Origin of the sequence: Phaeobacter piscinae (assembly GCF_002407245.1) — a bacterium.
GTDB lineage: Bacteria > Pseudomonadota > Alphaproteobacteria > Rhodobacterales > Rhodobacteraceae > Phaeobacter > Phaeobacter piscinae.
The window spans coordinates 3,194,796-3,217,137 of the sequence record NZ_CP010681.1 but is presented as its reverse complement, the minus strand read 5'-3'; the positions used below and the strand labels follow the sequence as shown (position 1 = coordinate 3,217,137).

The window sequence follows — 22,342 nt, the reverse complement described above, 5'->3', positions numbered from 1 at the left end:
ACCGAGTGAGATGACTGTGGAATTGGCCCGTGAAAATGGCGCACCTGCTGGCGCAGCTGAGAGCCGTGAACACATTGAACAATCGCCGCTGGCCATTCGCGGCCTGACTGTCACCTACGGTGAGAAACCCGCTGTCTTCTCAGTTGATATGACGGTGGAGCCGGGTCGGATGACCGCTATCATCGGTCCCAATGGCGCTGGCAAATCAACGCTACTGAAGGCGGCACTTGGCATTGTGCCGCCCGTCTCGGGGCGGGTGCAGGTCTTTGGCAAACCGCTGGACAGTCAGCGTGGCCGTATCGCTTATGTGCCACAACGCGCCAGCGTGGACTGGGATTTCCCGACGCGGGTGATTGATGTGGTCATGATGGGCCTCTACCGCGAGCTGGGTCTTCTGGGACGGATCACCGGCCGCCACCGGACGGCCGCACAGGCTTGTCTGGACCGGGTCGGGATGGGCGATTTTGCCACCCGCCAGATCGGCCAGCTCTCTGGCGGTCAGCAGCAGCGGGTCTTTCTGGCGAGGGCCTTGGCGCAGGGGGCGGATCTCTACCTGCTGGATGAACCGTTTGCAGGCGTGGATGCAGCGACCGAAAAGGCCATCATCGCCGTGCTGAAACAGCTGCGTGCAGATGGCAAGACCGTGGTTGTGGTCCATCACGACCTCGCCACAGTGGCGGAGTATTTTGACAATGTGTTCCTGATCAACACCCGCAAAGTGGCCGAAGGTCCGGTGGCGCAGGCCTTTACCCCACAAACACTGCAAAGCGCTTATGGCGGACGGCTTGCTACGGCGCAGGTCGATCAACTGGCCACAGCACCGGCGTCGCGGCGCCCGCAGACCGGTGGGGCGCTCTGATGCTGTGGGACGCTCTGCTGTTGCAGATGGGCTATAACGCCACGCTGGTGGCCATTGGCGCGACGCTGCTTGGAATTTCTTCCGGGATCACCGGCACCTTCCTGTTCCTGCGCAAACGGGCGCTTGTCAGCGACGCCATCAGCCATGCCACACTGCCCGGTGTTGGTCTGGCCTTTCTTGTCATGGTCGCGCTTGGCGGGGATGGGCGCAATCTGGCTGGTCTGCTGGCCGGATCGGCTCTTTCGGCGATGGCGGGGCTCTGGTGCCTCAACTGGCTCACGCGGCGCACCCGCCTGGCCGAGGATGCCGCGATTGGCGCGGTGCTGTCGGTGTTCTTCGGGTTCGGCATCGTGATCCTGACCGTGATTCAGACGCTTGGCGTGGGCCGTCAGGCCGGGTTGGAGGGGTTTCTGCTCGGTTCCACTGCGGGCATGCTGTGGAATGATGCGCTGGTGATCGCTGGCGGTGGTGCGGCCACATTGCTGCTGATCCTGCTGCTCAGGCGTCCGATGACGCTGGTTGCATTTGACCCTGAATACGCAGCGGCGCGGGGCATTTCCGTGTCGCGGATCGATATGATGATGATGGGACTGGTGATGGCCGTCACCGTTGTCGGGCTGAAGATCGTCGGTCTGATCCTGATCGTGGCATTGCTGATCATCCCGGCTGTCACCGCCCGGTTCTGGACCGAGCGATCCGATATGGTGGTGCTGCTGGCCGGAGTGGCCGGAGGGCTATCGGCCTATCTTGGGGCAGCGGTCTCGGCCTCGGCGCCCAATCTGCCCACCGGTCCGATCATTGTGTTGATGAGTTTTGGCCTCTTTGCGCTGTCGCTTCTGCTGGCCCCCAATCGTGGCGTGCTTGCCGCTGTGTTGCGCCATCTGCGGTTTCAGCGCCGGGTCCATCTGCGGCAGGGATTGCTGGCGCTGGCGCAGGATCAGGTGATCTATGAGCCACTGACCCTGCGGCTGCTGCGTCAGCGCGGGTTGCTGCGCGCGGATGGTGTGCCCACGGAAAAAGGCCGGGCCCGTGCCGCCAAGGCCTTGCGGGATGAACATCGCTGGGCACTGGTCCGCAGCGATCAGACCCATGAAGCGGCAGCCGCGCTCTATGATGGGCTGCGCGAGATTGAGACGGTCCTGACCGAGGATCAGATTTCTGAAATTGACCGCCGCATCGGCGGCCCCCGCGAGGTTCCGGCATGAATGGCGCTGAATTTGTCCCCCTGTCGCTGACGCCGCTGCTGATCGGAATTTTTGCAGCCGTGGCCTGCGCGCTGCCCGGCAACTTCCTGCTGCTGCGTCGCCAGGCGCTGATCGGCGATGCCATCAGCCATGTGGTCCTGCCGGGCATTGTGGTGGCCTTCCTGCTGACCGGGGTAATCGCCGCCGGGCCGATGATGCTGGGCGCGGCTGGGGCGGCCATCGCTGCGGTGATCCTGATTGAGCTGATCCGGCGCCTTGGCCGGATTGAGCCGGGGGCGGCGATGGGCGTTGTTTTCACCACCATGTTTGCAGGTGGTGTCCTGCTGCTGGAGCAGACCGACACATCGACGGTGCATCTGGATGTGGAGCATGCGCTTTATGGCAATCTCGAAAGCCTGATCTGGCTGGATGCCACCGGCTGGGCCTCGCTGCTGGATCCGGTGGCACTCAGCTATCTGCCGGCCGAGCTGCCGCGCATGGCACTGACCCTGATTGGTGTCATTCTTTTCATTGCTCTGTTTTGGCGGTCGCTCAAGATCTCGACCTTTGACGAGGGCTTTGCCCGGACCCTTGGCATTCGCACCAACCTTTTGGGATTGGGGCTGGTGATCACCGCCGCTATTGCCGCCGTCGCCGCCTTTGATGCGGTGGGATCGATCATCGTGATTGCGATGTTCATCTGTCCGCCTGCGGCGGCGCGGATGATGTCTAACCGCCTCGAAGGGCAACTGGGTTGGAGCGTTGCCTTTGCGGTTGTGTCCGCTGTGCTCGGCTATGTGCTGGCGGGATATGGTCCGCTGTGGCTTGGCGCGACCGATGCGGTCAGCGCAGCGGGGATGATCGCGACAGTTTCGGGTCTGTTACTGGCCATCGCAGCGCGGTTTGGGCCGTGCCGACACCGAGCCGGAGCACCCGCAGGCATCTGATTTTCGTACCACTGACAGTGTCCAGCCGCGAGGATTGCGGCTGGAAGAATCGCGCAATGCCATGCTAAATATTGCGGCATGGCACAAGCAGACCCCCAAATCAGCGGCATCTCTCAACCGGTTATCCGGCAGCTCGACGACAGCGCCATCAATCGCATCGCGGCAGGCGAGGTGGTGGAACGCCCCGCCTCGGCGGTGAAGGAATTGGTGGAGAACGCCATTGATGCGGGGGCGACGCGGATCACCATCGACATCGCGGATGGCGGCAAGACGCTGATCCGGGTGAGCGATGATGGTTGCGGTATGTCGCCTGCGGATCTGCCGCTGGCGTTGTCCCGTCACGCCACCTCCAAGATCGACGGCTCCGATCTGCTGAACATCCATACCTTTGGCTTTCGCGGTGAGGCGCTGCCTTCCCTTGGTGCGGTCGGACGGCTGAGTATCACCAGTCGTGCCAAGGATCAGGACGCCGCCCAGATCCGTGTCGCCGGCGGGCGGATGGAACCGGTCAAACCGGCGGCCTTGCGGGCCGGTACGGTGGTGGAGCTGCGGGATCTGTTCTACGCGACCCCAGCCCGGTTGAAGTTCATGCGCAGCGACCGGGCCGAAACGCAAGCCATCGGCGATGTGATCAAGCGTCTGGCCATGGCGGAACCCTCAGTGGGGTTCACCCTGCGCGATGTGTCCGGTGGCGGGGAGGGGCGCGTGACCTTCCGCGCCGATCCCCTGACTGGCGATCTTTTTGATGCGCTGCACGGGCGGTTGGCGACGGTGCTTGGCCGGGAATTTGCAGAGAACGCGCTGAAGATTGACGCCACCCGCGACGGTGTGCGGCTCTTTGGCTATGCGGCGTTGCCCACCTATTCGCGCGGGGCGGCGGTGGCGCAGTTCCTGTTTGTGAACACGCGACCGGTCAAGGACAAGATGCTGACCGGCGCTCTCAGGGCGGCCTATTTCGATTTCCTCAGCCGGGACCGCCATCCGGCGGCGGCGTTGTTTCTGGACTGTGATCCGACGCTGGTGGATGTGAACGTGCATCCCGCCAAATCCGAGGTCCGGTTTCGGGATCCAGGTGTGGCGCGCGGTTTGATTGTCTCCGCGCTGCGCCATGGGCTGGCTGAAGCCGGTCACCGCGCCTCCAGCACGGTGGCTGGCGCCACACTGGGTGCAATGCGCCCCGAACCCATGGCCAGCCAGCCGGGCGCGGATGGGGCACCACGGATCTACCAGATGGACCGCCCTTCATTGGGCGCGCGGAGCCTCTCTTATGCGGCGCAGGCGCCGGACCAGACGCGCCCCTTTGGCGGCGAGGTGCCGCCCTCATCAGGATTCGCCGAATTGGCACAGGCCTATAGTGGCCGGGTGACAGAAACGCCGGAGCGCCAGAGCCCGGACATGGCCCCGGGTCAGCCTTTGGAGAGATCCGAGACCTCCGCACCCGGGGCCGAGCAACTGCCGCTTGGCGCCGCGCGCGGGCAGGTGCATGAAAACTACATTATCGCCCAGACTGCCGACGGGATGGTCATCGTCGATCAGCACGCCGCCCATGAGCGGCTGGTCTATGAAAAACTGAAACGCCAGATGGCGGAAACAGGCGTGGCCGCGCAGGCCCTGCTGATCCCCGAGATTGTGGAGCTCAGCGAGGGCGATTGTGCCCGTATTCTGGCGGTTGCAGAGGACCTCGCCCGCTTTGGCCTCGGGATCGAGGCCTTTGGCGGTGGCGCCATTGCGGTGCGGGAAACACCGGCCATTCTGGGGACCGTGAATGCCGAAGCAATGGTGCGCGACATTCTGGATGAGTTGGATGATCAGGGCGAAAGCCAGCTGGTTCAGGCCAAGATCGAAGCCATCCTCAGCCGTGTCGCCTGCCATGGATCCATCCGCTCCGGGCGCTGGATGCGGGGCGAGGAGATGAATGCGCTGCTGCGCGAAATGGAGGCCACGCCGCATTCGGGCCAGTGCAACCATGGCCGCCCCACCTATGTTGAGCTGAAACTGGCCGACATCGAACGCCTGTTTGGACGCAGTTGATGGAGACCATCGCGCTGTTTCTGCAGACCGCAGACCCGCAGACTCTCGCGCTGCTGGGACTGGGTGGCCTCGTGCTGCTGGTTCTCCTCATGATGCTGCGCGCCAATGCCCGCGCCGCCCAGAGCATTGCGCCGATTGCACAGCAGATGGCCCATCTGGGGCAAAGTGTTCAGCAGCTGCGCGGCGGCGTGCAACATGTCTCGGACGCGCAGGCCAATGCGCAGGTGCAGATGATCCAGACGGTGGAGACCCGGCTCAGCGCGGTGCAGCAGCAGGTCAATGATCGCCTGTCAGATAACGCTTTGCGACAGGCGCGCGCCCTCGCGGATATGCAGGAACGCCTGCAGGAGAGCCTGCATGGATCCACCAAACGCACAGTAACCTCGCTGACCCAGTTGCAAGAGCGGCTGGCGGTGATCGACAAGGCGCAGGACAATATCACCAAACTGTCCGGGGATGTTCTGGGGCTTCAGGATATTCTGGCAAACAAGCAGACGCGTGGCGCGTTTGGTGAGATCCAGCTCAATGATATCGTCTCCAAGGCGCTGCCCGCTGACAGCTATGCGTTTCAACATACCCTGAGCAACGGCAAGCGCGCCGATTGTCTGATCCACCTGCCCAATCCACCCGGCCCGATTGTGATCGACAGCAAGTTCCCTCTGGAACCCTATGAGGCGCTGCGCAACGCGGAAACACAGGAGCAGCGCGCCAGTGCGGCGCGCCAGCTGAAGGCTGCGTTGCGTGCCCACATTCGGGCCATTTCGGAGAAGTACATTCTGGACGGCGAGACCGCAGATGGCGCGCTGATGTTCCTGCCGTCTGAGGCGGTCTATGCCGAGCTGCATGCCAATTTCTCTGATATTGTACGGGAGGGCTTCTCCGCAAAGGTCTGGATCGTCTCTCCGACGACCTGCATGGCAACGCTGAATACGATGCGTGCCATCCTGAAAGATGCCCGGATGCGGGAACAGGCCGGGGCAATCCGCAGCGAGCTGGCGCATTTGCACAAGGATGTGGAGCGCCTGGGCGACCGGGTCGGCAATCTGGACCGGCATTTTGGCATGGCGGCCAAGGATATTGCAGAGATCAAGATCAGCGCCGACAAGGCCGGACGGCGGGCGCAGCGGCTGGACAACTTCGACTTTGAGGAAATCGCAGCACCGTCGGCAGGGATCGGCCAGCCCGGTGATCCGGCCAATGTCGTTCCGCTGGGGCGGCCCGAGAGCTGATGCAGCAGACCACAATCGCGCCCCTGCTGACCAATGCCTCAATCGCAGCAGAGCGGTTGGTTTCGGTCCTCCGTATCGCTGTGACATTGGGGCTTTTGACGGTCTTCGTGCTCACCGTGGCCGGGTTGGATTTCAGCACATTGGCCCCGTTTCTGCATCGCCAGCTGTTGTTCGCCGTGCTGACGATGTTTGCCTATCTGATGCTGGGGGTGGTGACCTTTGCCGCGACCACGCTCGGATGGTTCCGGCCCTGGATGTCGTGGTTCAGCGTGACGGCTGATTGCGGTTTCCTTCTTTTCAATGTCTGGTTCAGCCTAGAAAACAGCAGTTATCCCGGCGGGGTGGCGTTGCTGTTGCCGCCGGCCTGGCTGGTGCCGCTGGTGCTGGCTTATGGTGTGATGCGGATGGACCCGCGCCTGCAGCTTTATACAACGGTGCTGCTCAGTGGCGGGTTGGGCGCGTTGATATTCTGGCCGGATGGCCGGTTTGATGGCGGGCAGCTTGGGATCTTGCACAGCGTGCTGGATACCCCGGCTAATGTGATGAAGTTGACGATGATCCTCCTTGCGGGTCTGGTCATGGTGCTGGCGGCGGCGCGCATGCGGCGGCTGTTCTACCGCGAGTTGGAGGCGGCTGATGCGCGCGCCAATCTGACCCGCTACCTGCCGGCGCAGGTGGCCGATCAGCTGGCGGATGGCGGGTTGTCGGCGCTGCAGCAAGGTCAGCGGCAGCCGATGGCGGTGATGTTTGTCGATATTCGTGGCTTTACCCGGTGGTCGGAAACCCGTGACCCGCAAGAAGTCGGAGATTTCATCACCGCTTTCCGCAATGAGGTCGAGGACAGCGCAGCGCGTCATGACGGCATGATTGACAAATACATGGGCGATGCCGCGATGCTGCTGTTTGATGATGCACCGGTCGCAATGGGTGGCCCCAATGGTGCCGCCCGGGCATTGGCTTGTGCGGCGACGCTCTGCGAGGCGATTCACCGCTGGTCGGACCGACGGGTAGCAGCCGGGGAGCCGGTGGTCGAGATCGGCATCGGCGTCCACGCAGGCGAGGTGTTTTCCGGCGTCGTGGGCAATGCGGCGCGGTTGGAATATTCGGTCTTTGGGGATGCGGTGAACACGGCGTCAAGGCTGGAGCAACACAGCAAGACAGTGCCACAGATCATCATTGCCTCTGCCGTTACACTGACGGTGGCAGGGGTCGAACCCGCCCGCCAACGCTGGGTGTCCCTGCCGCCGGTCACCCTGCGTGGGCGCAGCAAGGTGATTGAGATCTACGGCAGAGAGGGCTGATCGGGGCCTTTGCTGCGGTCTTTGCCTCAGATCAAGGACGGTGGCGACAAATGTGGCTTAGATCCCTGTTGCAAGCGCGGACAACGGAGGACAATCGCCATGCTTGAGATCAGTACCCGCAAGGTGGCGCAGGTGGCCCTGATGGCCCGAGAGCTGACCCGCGCCGAAGGTGAACTCAGGGCGTTCATTGACCGGATGGGCGAAGATGAACAGGCCGAGTTGGTGGCGATCATGTGGATCGGTCGCGGCAGTTTCGAGGCCGGTGATCTGGACGAGGCCATCGCCACCGCCCGGCAGGAGGCGACCACCCCAACTGCTGATTACCTGATCGGCACACCGCATCTGGCGGACAATCTGGAGGCCGGTTTGGATGCGCTGGGGATTGATGTGCAGGGCGTCGAAGAGGATGTCATCGGGCGCTAGCTGGATCGCTAGCAAAGACGCCTAACACAGTCGGCTGACCCGTTCAGCTTGCCTCTGATCTGTGGGGCCTGATGCAGAAGGGCGCCGGTAACCGGCGCCCGCATGATGTGTCTCTCTGCCGGGGCGCTGCCCCTAACAGCGGGATACCTCAGGCCTTGTTGTCGACAACCTCAAGGTGCTGAGCCAGTTCACCGATCTTGGTCATCCATTGATCCACCAATGCAGGATCGCTGGGGGCGGCGCTGACGCCGGGCGCGATTTTGCTGTTCATCGCCGCCTCAATGGCAAAGGACACGGGATAAGACACCAGACGCGCCATCGCGGTGCCGCGTTCATCCCCCCAGGCATCCATGACGTAGGTTTTGTGCCAGACCTCCGAGCCGTCTTTTTCAGCCTTGAGGCCAACGCAAAGCACGACGCGGTCTGCCTCACCTTCGGCATAGGCGTTTTCGGTCCAGAATTGATCCGACATGTCCTTGAGCCGGGCGTCCCCTTCGGCGCCTTCGAGGGTTTCGACTTCCTTGAAGACATCCGCCCAGGCCTCAGCCCAGCCATTGAGGCGCAGGGTGCCGCGGACGAAGTCCTTCACCTTCCAGTCGTCACCGAATTCATACTGCGCCATGAAGGGGAGGGAGTCGCGGTTTGGGTAGACCTCGAAACTCTCCGCTGTGGGCAGCGGTGCTGCATAAGATGAGATTGCATCCCAAGGGCGCGCGACATCCAGTTCTTTGAAATCGCGGATCGATTTCGATGGAGAGCGCAGCGCCTTCAGCACGCCGAGCGGCGACCAGCTGAACTTGTAGCGGAACGGGTTCGGTGTCTTGGGGATGCCGCCGCAGTAGGAGATGAAGCTGATTTCATTTGCCGCATCGAAGGCGTCCGAGGCCTTGTAGTCCGCCACCAGCGCATGGGCCATCAGGTGATCAATACCGGGATCGAGACCAACCTCATTGATCAGGCAGACGCCTGCATCTTTGGCCTTTTGGTCCAGGGCACGCATCTCCGGCGCAATGTAGGAGGAGGACACGAAATGCGCGCCATGCTCAATCGCCAGCTCCGCCAGAGGCACATGCCAGTCGCCGGGAAGCATCGACACGATCACGTCCTTGGGGCTCAGCATCTGGCCGAGGTTGGCCAGGCTGAAGCTGTGGATGTTGCTGGTCAGATCGCCAATCGCTTCGCGCGCCTTGTCGGGTGTGCGGTTCCAGACCGCGACATCATGACCGGCCTCAAGCAGGCGGCGCAGGCCGGGAATTGCGGACAGGCCGGTGCCGCACCAATGGATTGTCATTTTCTCAGTCTCCGTTGTTGGTTCCGTCGGCTGTCAGCCCGGAAGATGATCCTTGAAGGTGGTTTCTGCCCGCCCCCAGACGCCGCTTTGCAGATCGGTGAGGGTCAGCAGAGAGGACAGGAGCTGTGCGGCGTAGTCTTCCGAGCTTTCGACCGGCAGCATGGATGGCAGATTGTCGATGGCCATCACGTCGAGCACCGGGTGTTCGGCGACCCGCAGCGCGGGGGAGGCCCAGGTTGTCGCGCGATCATAGACCGGCACCGGATTGTAATCGCTGTCCGGGTCGCAGGCGACATCCCCGATGGCGGACAGCTGGCGATCCTGCTCTAATGCCTCACGCGGGACGAACACCGGGGTGCCGGGACGCGCAAAGATGCAGTTGAGAAACAGATCATGGGCCAGGATCTGGGGGAAGGGGCCACCGCGGGCGGTTTCGGCCATGTCCCATTTGGTGACCGTGACCCCCATCGCCTCGCAGAGATCCGCCGCACCGGTTCCGACACGTCCCAGCGCGCCGATGACCATGGCGCTGGGACGGGCTGTTGCGAGCGCGTCCAACTCGGCACCGAGTTCGGCCAAAAGCGCATCCTTGCCGGAGTAGACACCCACCGGTCCGCAGATCTCGCCCCGCTGTTGTGCGGCCCAGGTTTTAAGGGTGACGGCGGCACCTGCATACCCGGCCCAATAGCCAAAGGCCGCAACCCGGCGACCGGTGTCATCCACCAGATATTCCAGATCATAGAGCGTGCCGCCACCGGCCTTGAACCGCTCCAGCAGTGCCTTGCCGGAATGCTGGCCCTTGAAGGCATGGCCGAACATGATGTGGCGATGCGGCAGCGGGGTGCCGTCCTCCGGCAGTTCCTTCAGGCCAAATATGATGGCCTCCTTTGGGGCGTCCGGCCAGGCGTTCTCTGCTGCGATATCGCAGCCTGCATCGATATAGCCCTGCAAGGGGATCGCCCGGACTGAGCTTTCCTCAACCGTGACCTTGATGCCTGCGTCCAGGAGCGCCTTGGCGCCTTCGGGGGTCAGGCCGACCCGTTCTTCGTTGGGGCGCTGCTCTGCCCGTACCCATAGATGCGTCATGTCTTGTCCTTTACAGCATGCCTTTGGCGGTCACGGCGCGAATGGACTCGCGCTGATCCATCGTCGCCATGAATTCCTGAATTTTGGGGTAGTCCGCCACATCGACCCCGTCGCCTTCCAGCCAGCTGCACACAACATAGAGGTAGCAATCGGCGAGACTGAGCCTGTCACCCAGCACCAAGGGGCCGCGCAGGCCGGATTGGCAGATATAGTCGCAGGAAGCCGCCATGGTCTGCGGCACCATCTTCTGCATGTCTTTCCAGCTGCTGCGTTCGGTGGCCCAGCGGCTGCCGCGCAGTTTGTGCGCGTGGTTCACATGCATGGTTGATGCGAGGTAGAACATCACCTCGCGCATGCGCGCCAGCAGCACGGAATCCTTGGGGCGCAGGCCAGCGTCCGGGGCCAGATCGGCGACATATTCCAGCAGCGCGCCGGTCTCGGTCAGAATGCCACCATCGACGACCAATGCCGGCACGCGGCCCTTGGGGTTGATCTGGGCGTAGGCGTCGCCAAGTTGCTCCTTGGCAGCAAAGTCGATGCGGATGGGTTCATAGTCCAGTCCGGCCTCTTCCAGCGCAATCGCGACGGCCCCCGAAATCGTCTTGGGTGCGTAATATAGCTGCATCAGTCTGTCCTCCCTCAGATCATGCGTTCTCAGTGCTCCATGCTGAGCCTAGAGATGCGTTTGCGCGTAGTGGCGCTCCGGATGTTCGAGATGCGGGACAGCATTGAACAGAACCGGGCTCAGCTGACCGCCGATCGGGTGCAGCCGGTGCAGGGAACTGTTCATGATCGCCAGTGCGATCCGCGCGGTTCCGGTTGTATCAAGCCCCATCGCTTGCCCCATCGCCATCGCGATCAATCCGCCCGACGTGACCACCAAGGCCGGGCCGTCCCCTGCCGCGATCTCTGTCAGAGCAGATTTTGTGCGGGTTTCAAAGTCGCGCCAGCTTTCGGGGGGGGTTGCGATGTCATCTGCGGCCCAGGCGGCAAAGACTTTGGGCATGTGATCGACAAACCCCTCACGCTCGGTGGGAATATCCAGACCATGCTGGTCCTGCATCGCCTCAGCGAGGTTGAAATACTCCATCTCGTTCAGGCGGGGATCCTGCACCACATCTTCCAGCCCCATGCCGGCAGCCGTTTCGATGTGGCGGGTCAGAGTGCCGCAATAGACGCGGGGGTAATGCGCGCGGGTGTCGCGCAAATGCGCGCCCAGCCAGCGTGCCTGCTGATGGCCCAGATCGCTTAGCCGGTCATAACTCGCCTCGTCGCGGGCGCCGGTGTTGGCCTGTCCGTGGCGGATCAGCGTGATATGGGTCATGGCGTGTTCCTTTGCGTCCGGGCAAGTCTTATGCAAGCTTTGCAACGGTGAAAAGAGCCAGTTCGCGATTTCGGATCCAATCGTGTATGGCAGGCGCATGGATTGAATTTTAGGTCCGGATCGGACCAGATGTTTCGCGTGCGAAACAACCAAACAAAGGCTTAACGCCAGATCGTAAAAATACACTGGTTTTGCAGCTGTTGCGCAGTGGGCGTGCGGCAGGTTTCGGTGATGAGAACCTTAGACTGTGCCGCGTTTGGGACAGGCGGCGACCAGATCTTACCCCGGTTGGAGCGGTGGCAGCAGCGAAGATCAGGCGCGGTCGTAGCCGCGTTTCAGCATCCGTTTTCGGTGGTGGTCCGCGGCGATCGACGCCTCTCGCAGGTTGCCGTAAATGTTGATCGTGCTTTGCCCGCTGCCGCCAGCAACCCCCCATTCCCGCAGAACGGAGACCTCGGCGAACAGGTTCATCGCAAGTTCGATCCGATAAAAGCGCGGAACCCGCGCGGGGGCTTGGCGATAGAGCAGACAGGTAGCCATATACGAATCATATCGTCCCCGATTCGCTGCGTCCAGTCTGCGCTACAGCCGTCACGATATTCTGCGATGCAGCCTGCCGGTCAGAGCCAGGTCACATCGCCGAGAAAGATATAGCCGGCACCGTAAATCGTTTTGATCAACCGGGGGTTCTTCGGGTCCTCCCGCAGTTTCGTGCGCAGGCGGGAAATGCGAACATCCATTGCCCTGTCGAAACTCTCTCCTGCGCCACCGCCCAGGCTTTCCTGCATTTGCGCGCGGGAGATCAGGCGTTTCGGGCTTTCGAGGAACAGTCGCAGCACCTCGCCCTCTGCATGGGAGAATGGTGTCTCTGCGCCGCTGTCATCTTCCAGGATGTAGCGGTCAAAATGCGCGGTCCAGCCGGAAAACTCGGCGCTGTTTCCCGTGGTTGCGGCGCTGCGCGGGCCGCCACGCAGGCGGGCGCGAATGCGGGCCACGACCTCTGCCGGGTCAAAGGGTTTGGTGATGTAGTCATCCGCCCCAAGCTCCAGCCCGGTGACCCGATCCTGCACCTGCGCGCGGCCAGAAATGATGATCACAGCGGCCCCCTGTTCCAGTGCCAGCCGGTGGACCAGCGCCAGCCCGTCGGTATCTGGCAGTGACAGATCCACGAGACAGACATCGGGGGTCACCCGGTTGAGCGAGGCCTCGAACTCGCGGGCACGGGCAAAGCTCTGGGTGCGAAACCCGGCCTCCTCAAGCGTGTCGGTCAGAATGCGCCGGATTTCAGGTTCGTCATCCAGAATGGTAATAAGGGGTCTGCTCATGCGGCGGAGTCCGATTTGATCAGCGCTGAGAGCTGATGGGTGGTAAAGGGTTTCTGCAACACCGGGCAGCGTTTCAGGGCGGTGCGAAACAGAGGGTCGCTGGTTGGCAGGGATGTCATCAGAATGCAGGGCAGCCGGGCGCTCTGCAAGCGGTCGGCCAGATCAATGCCTGTGGCGCTGCCCTGAAGTTTGATATCTGACAGAACCAGCGAAATACCCTCAATGTCGGCGGTCAGCGCGCAGGCTTCATCCACGCTTGTGGCCTCGACCACGGCATAGCCAAGATCGATCAGCATGTCACGGAAGGTGGCGCGCAGCTCCTCGCTGTCCTCCACCAGAAGCGCCAGCCCGCCCGCAGCATCTGGCGCAAGACGATAGGGGATGCGCAGGGTCACGCTGGCGCCGGAGACAGTATTGCCGATACGCATGTCGCCGCCGGTGGATTTGGCCATGTCATAGACCATGGGCAGTCCCAGGCCGGAGCCTTCGCCGCCTTTGGTGGTGAAAAACGGATTGAGCGCCTTGTCCAATGCGGTTTTTGAAAATCCGGGTCCGGTGTCGGTCACGCTGACCTCCAGCCAGGTCTGGCCAACGACATGGGCGCTGACGGTGATCTGGCCTTGGGTGCCGCAAGCATCACGCGCATTCAGGATAAGGTTCAGCAGGGCATCCTGCAGTTTTCCGGGGTCGAGCAGCAGCCGCACATCTGGGGTATGGTCCACGATGCTGAGGCCCATACCCTGGGGCAGCGAGGGCGTTGCCAGCACCTTCAGCTCTTGCAACAGGGCATGCAGATCGGTGGCGCGCGGGCGCAGGCTGCGATGGCCTGTCATTTCCGCGATGCGGTTCAGCAGCCGTCCGCCGCGCCGTGCGGCTGACAACGTGGCTTGGACCAGATCGGCGGCCTCCGGGTTCAGGTCCGATTTCGCCAGCTTGCCCTGCATTCCGAGGATGATGGTCAACAAGTTAGAGAAATCATGCGCCAGCCCGCTGGTCATCTGAGCCGCCATCTCGCGGCGGCGCGCCTGTTGCAGGGCGACGCGTGTTTGGGTTTCCTCGGTCACATCCATGGACAGGATGAACACGCCGCCAGTGGCATCGGGGGTGAAGGCGACCCGAATCCGGCGGCTGTCGTGATTTTCGGTGAATTCGAACACCGGGCTGTCGCCCTGATAGGCGGCCATCAGATGTGGGGCGATCTTGTCATAGGCGGCAGCGCCAAGTGCCTCCGCAATATGCATGCCGAGAATTTCAGAAGGACGGCTGGGAAAGACAGAGCTGAGGCGCCGGTTGGTATAGGTATAGTAGCCCTCTGCATCCACATGGGCGATATGGGCGGGCATCATCTCGGTTGTGAGGCGGGTGCGGGCCTCCATCTCGGTGAGCTGGCGTTTGGCCTCCTCAAGCGCGGTGATCGTGGCGGCCAGTTTCCGGTTGGTGGCCGAGAGTTCCTCGGTATGGACGATCAGCTGATCGGACATTTCCTCAGAACGGGCGCGCAACAGTTGTTCGATCCGCTTGGTGCGGGTGATATCGGTGTAGACCGTGACCCAGCCGCCCTGCGGCAGCGGCGCCCCTTCGATCGAAATCACCTGCCCGTTGGCGCGTTCGCGTTCCAGATAATGGGGCACAAAGTCGAGCGCCTGATCAACCCGCTGCTGCACGAACCCCTCAATATCATCAACGGGCCCGTATTCGCCGCTGGTGGCGATATGGCGGATGGTTTCCTCAAACCGCGCGCCCGGAGTGATCAGCGCATCGGGCAGGTCAAACATCTCCTGAAAGCGCTGGTTGCAAACCACCAGACGCAAATCGCTGTCGTAGATCGACATCGCCTGGGCAATCAGGTTGAGCCCGGCGGTGGTCATCGTGGCGCGGTGTTTTTCGGATCGGTTCATGCTGTCTCCCACGGCGTATGGCTAGCATCCTGAAAGGCCTGCGCAAAGGGGCAAGCCTGTCATAGGGGGACCGCCCAAGAGGGCCTGCGTACGCCAGGTGAACGGCTGTTACAATTCGTAAGATTTGGGAAAACATCAGGAAAAAGTTGACGCCATAGCATGAGGCCGTCCCTAATCGGGATCAGAATCGCGGGTAGCGATCAGTCCGGCCGCATGGGTCGGAAAGGGGAGGAGAAAGAACGTGGCTCAGACGCAGTCGGGTGCCGCAGGGATGATGTCCCTGCCGGCGCTGCTTGAACGCAATGCGGCGCAGATTGGTGACCGCCAAGCCTATCGGGAAAAGGAATTCGGCATTTGGCAATGCTGGACCTGGTCCGAGACCCAGAAGGAAATCGAGGCGCTTGCGCTTGGGTTGATCAACCTCGGGGTTAACGAGGGGGATTTCATCGCCATCATCGGACGCAACCGTCCATCGCTGTACTGGGCGATGGTTGCGGCGCAATCGGTGGGCGCGGTTCCGGTACCTCTCTATCAGGACGCGGTCGCCGAAGAGATGTCCTATGTTCTGGATCACTGTGGCGCACGGTTCGTCATCGCCGGTGATCAGGAGCAGGTGGACAAGGTGCTCGAGGTTCAGGAGCAGCTGAGCAATCTGGAGCAGATCATCTATCTGGATCCGCGCGGCATGCGCAAATATGACCACCATACGCTGCATGAATATGCCCATGTGCAGGAGCAGGGCAGGGCTGCGCGCGATGAATGGATGCCTGATCTGGAAGCCCGCAAGGCCAAGCTGACCTACGACAGCACCTGCGTGATGCTTTACACTTCGGGCACCACAGGCAAGCCCAAGGGCGTTGTTCTGTCCAATCGTAATGTGATCGAAAGCGCCAAGAATTCTGCGGAATTTGACAAGCTGACGGCAGGCGAAAATATCCTGTCATATCTGCCGATGGCCTGGGTTGGCGATTTCATCTTCTCGGTCGGGCAGGCCTATTGGTGCGGCTTCTGTGTGAACTGCCCAGAGAGCGCCGACACCATGATGACGGACCTGCGCGAAATCGGGCCAACCTATTTCTTCGCGCCGCCGCGTGTTTTCGAAGGTCAACTGACCAGCGTCATGATCCGCATGGAAGACGCGAGCACGCTGAAGCGCAAGATGTTCCACCACTTCCTGGCGCATGCCAAGAAGGTTGGCGGTGACATTCTGGATGGTCGCCCGGTCGGGCTGATGGACCGGCTGAAGTACAAGCTGGGGGATCTTCTGGTCTATGGTCCGCTGAAGGATACGCTGGGCTATGGCCGCATTCGCGTTGGCTACACCGCCGGTGAGGCGATCGGGCCGGAGATTTTTGATTTTTATCGCAGCTTGGGCATCAACCTGAAACAGCTCTACGGCCAGACCGAAGCGACGGTGTTTATCACCGTGCAACCCGATGGCGAGGTGCGCGCTGATACTGTGGGGGTTCCGGCCCCTGATGTGGAAATCAAGATCGCGGACAATGGTGAGATTTTCTATCGCTCTCCCGGAACCTTTGTCGAATATTACAAAAACCCGGAATCCACGGCCTCGACCAAGGATCCCGAGGGCTGGGTCGCCACGGGGGATGCTGGCTTTTTCGAAGAGGGCAGCGGCCACCTTCGGATCATCGACCGCGCCAAGGACGTTGGCAAAATGGCGGACGGCGCGATGTTTGCACCCAAATACGTCGAGAACAAGCTGAAGTTCTATCCGGACATTCTGGAAGTTGTGCTGTTCGGCAATGACCGGGACCGCTGTGTCGCCTTTATCAACATCGACCTGACGGCAGTTGGCAACTGGGCGGAGCGGAACAACATCGCCTACGCCTCCTATCAGGAGCTGGCGGGGCATCCGAAGGTGCTGCAATCGATCAGGGAACATGTCGAAACGGTCAACGAGTCGGTGGCACAGGATGTCATGCTCTCGGGGTGTCAGGTGCACCGCTTTGTCGTGCTGCACAAAGAGCTGGACGCTGACGATGGCGAGATGACCCGGACCCGCAAGGTGCGCCGTGTGGTGGTCGAGGATAAGTATTCCGACATTATCACAGCGCTTTACGATGGCTCCTCGCAGATTTCGACACGTACGGAAGTGACCTATGAGGATGGCCGCAAGGGTGAGATCAGCGCCACGCTGGACATCATTGATGCCAAGGTCGTGCCGGTTACCACGCAGGCGGTGGCTGCGGAATGAGACAGTTGATGACAAGACCCGCAGCGATGCGGTCGGCAGCGGCGCGAAGCCATCTAAAACAAAACAACAATGCGAAAGGCGCGGTGTCGTGAAGGATATGGAAGACGGCTATATCACCGAGGACGGGCGCAAGATCGGCGGCGTGGTGATGGAGATGAAAAACATCACCCTGCGCTTTGGCGGCGTGGTTGCGATCAAGGATATCTCCTTTGACATTCGCGAGGGTGAGATCCGGGCCATTATCGGCCCCAACGGCGCGGGAAAATCCTCGATGTTGAATGTGATCTCGGGGTTTTATGTGCCGCAGGAAGGCGAGGTGCTGTTTCGCGGCAAACCCCGCCCGCAGATGCGCCCCTATGAAGTGGCCCGTCAGGGCATCGCACGTACGTTCCAGAATATCGCGTTGTTTGATGGCATGAGCGTGCTGGACAATGTGATGACCGGGCGCCTCAACTTCATGAAAACCAATATTTTTCAGCAGGCGATCTGGCGCGGCAAGGCGGAGGCGGAAGAGACCGAAAACCGCGAGGCGGTGGAACGGATCATCGATTTTCTCGAGATCCAGCATATCCGCAAGACACCAGTGGCACGTCTGCCTTATGGCCTGAAAAAACGGGTTGAGCTGGCGCGCGCGCTGGCCGCGGAACCCAAACTTTTGCTGCTGGACGAGCCGATGGCGGGCATGAACGTCGAGGAGAAAGAGGACATGTCCCGCTTCATACTTGATGTGAACGATGAATTCGGCACCACCATTGCGCTGATTGAACATGACATGGGTGTCGTCATGGACCTGTCTGATCGTGTTGTCGTGATGGACTATGGCAAGAAGATTGGTGACGGCACCCCCGACGAAGTGCGCAACAATCAGGATGTGATTGATGCCTATCTGGGGGTTAGCCATGACTGATCAGCAGCTCGGCGGGAAAAATTATGAAATTTTTTGGCAAGCGTCTCTGAAGACACTTGCGGGAGGAGAGCGGGATGCCTGAACAACTCGTCTTTGCGATGGAAGTCACGCTGAACGGCCTGATGGCGGGCGTGCTTTATGCGCTGGTCGCGCTGGGTTTTGTCCTGATTTACAAGGCTTCGGGCATCTTCAACTATGCACAGGGTGTGATGGCGCTGTTTGCGGCCATGACGCTGGTGGGAATTATGAACGGCCAGGTGCCGTTCTCCCATGTGATCAATGCGATCTTCGGGGGGCATATCACCCATTTCGGTTGGACCGTCCCGTCCTTTATCGCAATTCTCATGACAGTGGGCGTGATGGTGCTGCTGGCCTGGATGGTACAGCATTTCGTGATGCGCCATCTGGTCGGGCAGGAGCCGATCATTCTGTTCATGGCCACCATTGGACTTGCCTATTTCCTTGAAGGGGTGGCGGATCTGATGTGGGGGTCCGAGATCAAAGCGCTGGATGTCGGCCTGCCGCAGGGGATCAACCTGTGGATTGACGAGACCACCTATCAGATCTTCGACTACGGCTTCTTCATCGACAACCTCGATATCGTAGCGACGGTTATTGCCGCGCTGCTGGTCATGGGGTTGGTCGCCTTTGCGCAGTACACCAAACAGGGCCGCGCGATGCGGGCTGTTGCGGATGATCACCAGGCGGCCTTGTCGGTTGGCATCTCGCTGAATTTCATCTGGGTGCTGGTTTGGTCTGTTGCGGGGTTTGTCGCGCTGGTCGCCGGCATCATGTGGGGCACCAAATCCGGCGTACAGTTCTCCCTGTCGCTGATCGCACTGAAAGCTCTGCCGGTGCTGATGCTTGGCGGCTTCACCTCGATCCCTGGCGCGATTGTCGGCGGGCTGATCATCGGTGTTGGTGAAAAACTGTTCGAATTCCTGGTCGGCCCGATGGTTGGCGGCGCGACGGAGAACTGGTTTGCCTATGTGCTGGCCCTGCTGTTCCTGGTGTTCCGCCCGCAGGGTCTGTTCGGGGAGAAGATCATTGAACGGGTCTGAGGCCGTTATCATGTCTGCATGGCGCCACCGGAATACGGCCGCGCCATGCCGGTCTCTTCAGCCTTCCAGGCGACGGAAGGCGGCGACGACGATGGCGGCAAAGACGGTGACCACCAGTGTGAAGGCGATGGTGATGTCGCCGACCAATTGGCCGACAAGAACCGTCATGACAGCAGCGGCGCATAGCGCCAAAAGCAACATGCCCCAGGCCGTAGAGGCCGTGGTCCCCGATTGCCGCGCTGTGGCGCACGGGGGGGGGTGGCGATTGGCCTGCGGTAGCACTGTCGCGTCTTCGACTGTGCTCAACAGCCGGTTCTTCGCCTTGGTAAAGTCCTCGGGGGATATGTCTCCCCTGTCCCGGGCAGCCTCTAGCTGCCGGATTTCCTGCAAAATTGCACTCATCGTTCCCACTCACTTTTCCCACGCAGAAGATGGCACAGAGAATTGGGCGAAATGTGGCGAAAGCCGGAAATCCGAAGAAATGGTTAACGTCGGAGGGGTCAGATGACCAAGCTGATTGCCATCGTCAATGTGATTGCGTGGGCCGGGTTCTGGGCCTTTGGCTACCTAGCGCTGACCGCCGAAGGGTTTTCGGAGGCGCAGATGGTCACAGCATCGCTGCTGGCGGCGGCGGGGCTGATCACCGGTATCCTTGCCTATTTGCGACTGGCCCGTGTGGCCGAGCAAACGGGCTACGCAAGCAAGACAAATCAACTCGACGCGGGTCAGAGAAACCGCGCGCAGCAAGAAGGGAGCATCTGAGTCATGTTCTATCGTGAAGCCGGAGATTTCAAAACCTCCTACCAAGATGACAGTCAGACCTTCCCGATCAAGTTTGACCGGATCCGCTACTATGTGGTGCTGGCGCTAGCGTTCCTGGTGGTGCCTTTTGTGGTAAATGATTACTGGGCCAATGCGATCCTGCTGCCGTTTCTGATCTACTCAATCGCCGCAATTGGCCTGAATATTCTGGTCGGATACTGCGGTCAGGTGTCCCTCGGGACTGGTGGTTTCATGGCTGTGGGCGCCTATGCCTGCTACAAGCTGATGACGGCGTTTCCGGAAATGAGCATGTTCATTCACGTGTTGCTTGCCGGTGGTATCACAGCGCTGGTGTGCATCGGGTTTGGTCTGCCATCGCTGAGGATCAAGGGGTTCTACCTTGCCGTGGCAACGCTGGCGGCGCAGTTTTTTCTGGTCTGGCTCTTCAACCGGGTGCCGTGGTTCTACAACTACTCCGCCTCGGGTCAGATCAGCGCGCCTGAACGGGATGTGTTCGGCATCATCATCACTGGCCCCAATGCACCGGCCTGGGCCACCTATATGTTCAGCCTGATTTTTCTGGCCTTCTGCGCATTGGTTGCCCGCAACCTGACCCGCGGGACCGTAGGCCGCAGCTGGATGGCGATCCGTGACATGGACATTGCGGCTGAGATCATCGGGGTGAACCCGCTAAAGGCCAAGCTCTCGGCCTTTGGGGTGTCGGGCTTCTTCATCGGGGTTTCCGGCGCGCTGTTCTTTTCTGTCTATCTTGGCGCCGTCGAAGTTGGTGAAGCCTTTGGCATCAACAAATCATTCCTGGTGCTGTTCATGGTGATCATCGGCGGCTTGGGCTCGATCTTTGGCTCCTTTGCTGGGGCAGCGTTCCTGGTGCTGCTGCCGGTCGTTCTGAAGGTCGTGGGCGTGGATGTGCTCGGCTGGCCCACGGATATCGTGGCCCATATCCAATTGGTAATTGTTGGTGCGCTGATCGTGATCTTCCTGATCGCGGAGCCGCATGGCATCGCCCAGCTGTGGCGCGTGGCCAAGGAAAAACTGAGACTCTGGCCTTTCCCGCACTAAGCGGGACCGGCCAAGCAAGACCGCGGGGCAATAACAAGATCAACCCCCGCTGTGACCCACATCGGACAATTCAAGGGAGGATGAGACCCGATGAAAATGAAACTGACAACTCTGGCGCTGGGCGCCGTGATGGCCGCTGGCCCTGCCATGGCGGACCTGGTGTTTCCGTCGCTGAGTTATCGTACCGGCCCCTATGCGGCTGGCGGTATCCCCTTTGCGGATGGCTATGCGGATTACTTCACGCTGGTCAATGAGCGCGACGGCGGCATCAATGGCGTGAAGGCAAAGGTCATCGAATGCGAGACTGGCTACAACACTGAGAAAGGTGTGGAATGCTATGAGTCGACCAAGGGCGAAGGCGCGCTGGTCTATCAACCGCTGTCCACCGGCATCACCTATCAGCTGATCCCAAAAGTAACCGCAGATGGCATTCCGCTGCACACCATGGGCTATGGCCGGACATCGGCGGCAAATGGCGAAGTGTTCAGCAATGTCTTCAACTATCCTGCCAACTACTGGGATGGTGCCTCGGGGATCATCAACTATCTGCTGGAAGAAAACGGCGGTGATCTGAACGGTAAGAAAATCTCGCTGCTGTTCCACAACTCCGCCTATGGCAAGGAGCCGATCCGGACGCTGGAGGAGCTGTCGAAGAAACACGGCTTCACCCTGTCGACACTGCCCGTCGACCACCCCGGTCAGGAGCAGAAATCCCAGTGGTTGCAGATCCGTCGCGACCGTCCGGATTTCGTGATCATGTGGGGCTGGGGCGTGATGAACCAGGTTGCCATTCAGGAAGCCGCCAATATTCGCTATCCGATGGAGAATTTCATCGGCGTCTGGTGGTCCGGTGCTGAGCATGACGTGATGGCGGCAGGCGAAAAGGCCAATGGCTACAAGGCTGTGACCTTCCATGGTGTGGGTCGTGACTTCCCTGTGTTCGGGGATATCCAGACGCATGTTGTGGACAAGGGGCTTGCGGCTGGTGCCGGCGATCAGATTGGCAACGTGCTCTATAACCGCGGCATGTATGCGGCGATGCTGGCTGTAGAAGCGGCAAAGACGGCCCAGGAAATCCATGGCACCAACGACATCACCCCGGCGATGATGCGTGATGGTATGGAAGCCTTGGAGATGCCCGAGGCGCGCATGTCTGCGCTGGGAATGCCGTATTTCGGTCCCTCCTTCAACGTTTCCTGTGAAAACCACGGTGGCCCCGGTCTGGTTGGGATGACCCAGTGGGATGCCTCGGCCAAAACCTGGAATCTGATCAGCGATTTCGCACCCAGCGACCGCGATGTGATCCAGCCGCTGATCGAGGAAGATTCCATGGCCTATGCCAAGGAAAACAACATCGAGGCGGGCTGCAAGTAACGCAGTCTGGTCTGTCCCCGGCTTTCGGTCGGGGGCGGATCTGCC

Annotated in this window: 21 protein-coding genes; 13 read left to right on the top strand and 8 right to left on the bottom strand. The window is 60.9% G+C overall.

The features are described 5' to 3' along the window. The first annotated feature begins 10 nt into the window (after window positions 1-10). The 7 genes from phaeop14_RS15265 (at window position 11) to phaeop14_RS15235 (ending at window position 7,974) form a co-directional block, all read left to right on the top strand. Window positions 11-859, top strand: coding sequence for a metal ABC transporter ATP-binding protein (locus phaeop14_RS15265; protein WP_096790013.1), 849 nt, complete (start codon window positions 11-13; stop codon window positions 857-859). Then, window positions 859-2,064: a metal ABC transporter permease gene (locus phaeop14_RS15260; protein WP_040170189.1), complete on the top strand. Its 1,206-nt coding sequence runs from the start codon at window positions 859-861 to the stop codon at window positions 2,062-2,064. Before phaeop14_RS15265 ends, phaeop14_RS15260 begins: the two co-directional genes overlap by 1 nt. Then, window positions 2,061-2,990 carry a metal ABC transporter permease gene (locus phaeop14_RS15255; protein WP_040170191.1) on the top strand — a complete coding sequence of 310 codons (930 nt, stop codon included), beginning with the start codon at window positions 2,061-2,063 and terminating at the stop codon, window positions 2,988-2,990. The genes phaeop14_RS15260 and phaeop14_RS15255 overlap by 4 nt, the downstream gene beginning before the upstream one ends. A gap of 78 nt (window positions 2,991-3,068) precedes the next feature. Then, a complete protein-coding gene (gene mutL / locus phaeop14_RS15250) occupies window positions 3,069-5,021 on the top strand; it encodes a DNA mismatch repair endonuclease MutL (protein WP_096790012.1) in 1,953 nt (650 codons plus the stop codon). Beyond that, entirely contained in the window at window positions 5,021-6,250 is a 1,230-nt protein-coding gene (locus phaeop14_RS15245; RefSeq protein WP_040178768.1) for a DNA recombination protein RmuC, read from the top strand. The genes mutL and phaeop14_RS15245 overlap by 1 nt, the downstream gene beginning before the upstream one ends. Then, on the top strand, window positions 6,250-7,551 hold the full coding sequence (locus phaeop14_RS15240; RefSeq protein WP_040170197.1) for an adenylate/guanylate cyclase domain-containing protein: 1,302 nt from the start codon (window positions 6,250-6,252) through the stop codon (window positions 7,549-7,551). The genes phaeop14_RS15245 and phaeop14_RS15240 overlap by 1 nt, the downstream gene beginning before the upstream one ends. 99 nt (window positions 7,552-7,650) lie before the next feature. Continuing rightward, window positions 7,651-7,974 carry a DUF3775 domain-containing protein gene (locus phaeop14_RS15235; protein WP_096790011.1) on the top strand — a complete coding sequence of 108 codons (324 nt, stop codon included), beginning with the start codon at window positions 7,651-7,653 and terminating at the stop codon, window positions 7,972-7,974. A 148-nt stretch (window positions 7,975-8,122) separates the two neighbouring features. Here the strand turns inward: phaeop14_RS15235 and phaeop14_RS15230 are convergent, their stop codons facing one another. The 7 genes from phaeop14_RS15230 to phaeop14_RS15200 form a co-directional block, all read right to left on the bottom strand. After that, window positions 8,123-9,265 carry a saccharopine dehydrogenase family protein gene (locus phaeop14_RS15230; RefSeq protein WP_040178766.1) on the bottom strand — a complete coding sequence of 381 codons (1,143 nt, stop codon included), beginning with the start codon at window positions 9,263-9,265 and terminating at the stop codon, window positions 8,123-8,125. 33 nt (window positions 9,266-9,298) lie between these two features. After that, the gene (locus phaeop14_RS15225; RefSeq protein WP_096790010.1) at window positions 9,299-10,351 is read right to left on the bottom strand and encodes a saccharopine dehydrogenase; all 1,053 of its coding nucleotides are present in this window, start codon (window positions 10,349-10,351) and stop codon (window positions 9,299-9,301) included. A 10-nt stretch (window positions 10,352-10,361) separates the two neighbouring features. Further along, complete coding sequence (locus phaeop14_RS15220) at window positions 10,362-10,976, bottom strand: glutathione S-transferase family protein (protein WP_096790009.1); 615 nt, start codon at window positions 10,974-10,976, stop codon at window positions 10,362-10,364. A 48-nt stretch (window positions 10,977-11,024) separates the two neighbouring features. Further along, on the bottom strand, window positions 11,025-11,675 hold the full coding sequence (locus phaeop14_RS15215) for a histidine phosphatase family protein (protein WP_096790008.1): 651 nt from the start codon (window positions 11,673-11,675) through the stop codon (window positions 11,025-11,027). A gap of 312 nt (window positions 11,676-11,987) precedes the next feature. Beyond that, on the bottom strand, window positions 11,988-12,215 hold the full coding sequence (locus phaeop14_RS15210) for a WGR domain-containing protein (RefSeq protein ID WP_040170210.1): 228 nt from the start codon (window positions 12,213-12,215) through the stop codon (window positions 11,988-11,990). A gap of 80 nt (window positions 12,216-12,295) precedes the next feature. Beyond that, window positions 12,296-13,000 carry a response regulator transcription factor gene (locus phaeop14_RS15205; protein WP_014876158.1) on the bottom strand — a complete coding sequence of 235 codons (705 nt, stop codon included), beginning with the start codon at window positions 12,998-13,000 and terminating at the stop codon, window positions 12,296-12,298. Continuing rightward, window positions 12,997-14,898, bottom strand: coding sequence for a hybrid sensor histidine kinase/response regulator (locus tag phaeop14_RS15200; protein WP_040170214.1), 1,902 nt, complete (start codon window positions 14,896-14,898; stop codon window positions 12,997-12,999). The genes phaeop14_RS15205 and phaeop14_RS15200 overlap by 4 nt, the downstream gene beginning before the upstream one ends. A 271-nt stretch (window positions 14,899-15,169) precedes the next feature. Between phaeop14_RS15200 and phaeop14_RS15195 the strand changes: the two genes are divergently transcribed. From phaeop14_RS15195 to phaeop14_RS15185, 3 genes are all read left to right on the top strand, one after another. Continuing rightward, on the top strand, window positions 15,170-17,113 hold the full coding sequence (locus phaeop14_RS15195) for an AMP-binding protein (protein WP_096790329.1): 1,944 nt from the start codon (window positions 15,170-15,172) through the stop codon (window positions 17,111-17,113). A 97-nt stretch (window positions 17,114-17,210) separates the two neighbouring features. Next, window positions 17,211-18,020: an ABC transporter ATP-binding protein gene (locus phaeop14_RS15190; RefSeq protein ID WP_096790007.1), complete on the top strand. Its 810-nt coding sequence runs from the start codon at window positions 17,211-17,213 to the stop codon at window positions 18,018-18,020. Between the two features lie 74 nt (window positions 18,021-18,094). Further along, window positions 18,095-19,081: a branched-chain amino acid ABC transporter permease gene (locus phaeop14_RS15185; RefSeq protein ID WP_040170218.1), complete on the top strand. Its 987-nt coding sequence runs from the start codon at window positions 18,095-18,097 to the stop codon at window positions 19,079-19,081. 57 nt (window positions 19,082-19,138) lie between these two features. Here phaeop14_RS15185 and phaeop14_RS15180 read toward each other — a convergent pair whose 3' ends face one another. Then, window positions 19,139-19,483 (bottom strand): SHOCT domain-containing protein, encoded by a 345-nt coding sequence (locus phaeop14_RS15180; protein WP_096790006.1) that lies wholly within the window; start codon window positions 19,481-19,483, stop codon window positions 19,139-19,141. A 102-nt stretch (window positions 19,484-19,585) separates the two neighbouring features. Between phaeop14_RS15180 and phaeop14_RS15175 the strand changes: the two genes are divergently transcribed. The 3 genes from phaeop14_RS15175 to phaeop14_RS15165 all read left to right on the top strand — a co-directional run bounded on the left by phaeop14_RS15175 (window position 19,586) and on the right by phaeop14_RS15165 (window position 22,297). Next, window positions 19,586-19,843 carry a hypothetical protein gene (locus phaeop14_RS15175; RefSeq protein WP_040170221.1) on the top strand — a complete coding sequence of 86 codons (258 nt, stop codon included), beginning with the start codon at window positions 19,586-19,588 and terminating at the stop codon, window positions 19,841-19,843. Window positions 19,844-19,846: 3 nt separating this feature from the next. Continuing rightward, on the top strand, window positions 19,847-20,923 hold the full coding sequence (locus phaeop14_RS15170; RefSeq protein WP_014876151.1) for a branched-chain amino acid ABC transporter permease: 1,077 nt from the start codon (window positions 19,847-19,849) through the stop codon (window positions 20,921-20,923). A 90-nt stretch (window positions 20,924-21,013) separates the two neighbouring features. Beyond that, the gene (locus tag phaeop14_RS15165) at window positions 21,014-22,297 is read left to right on the top strand and encodes an ABC transporter substrate-binding protein (protein WP_040170225.1); all 1,284 of its coding nucleotides are present in this window, start codon (window positions 21,014-21,016) and stop codon (window positions 22,295-22,297) included. The last annotated feature ends 45 nt before the right edge of the window (window positions 22,298-22,342 follow it).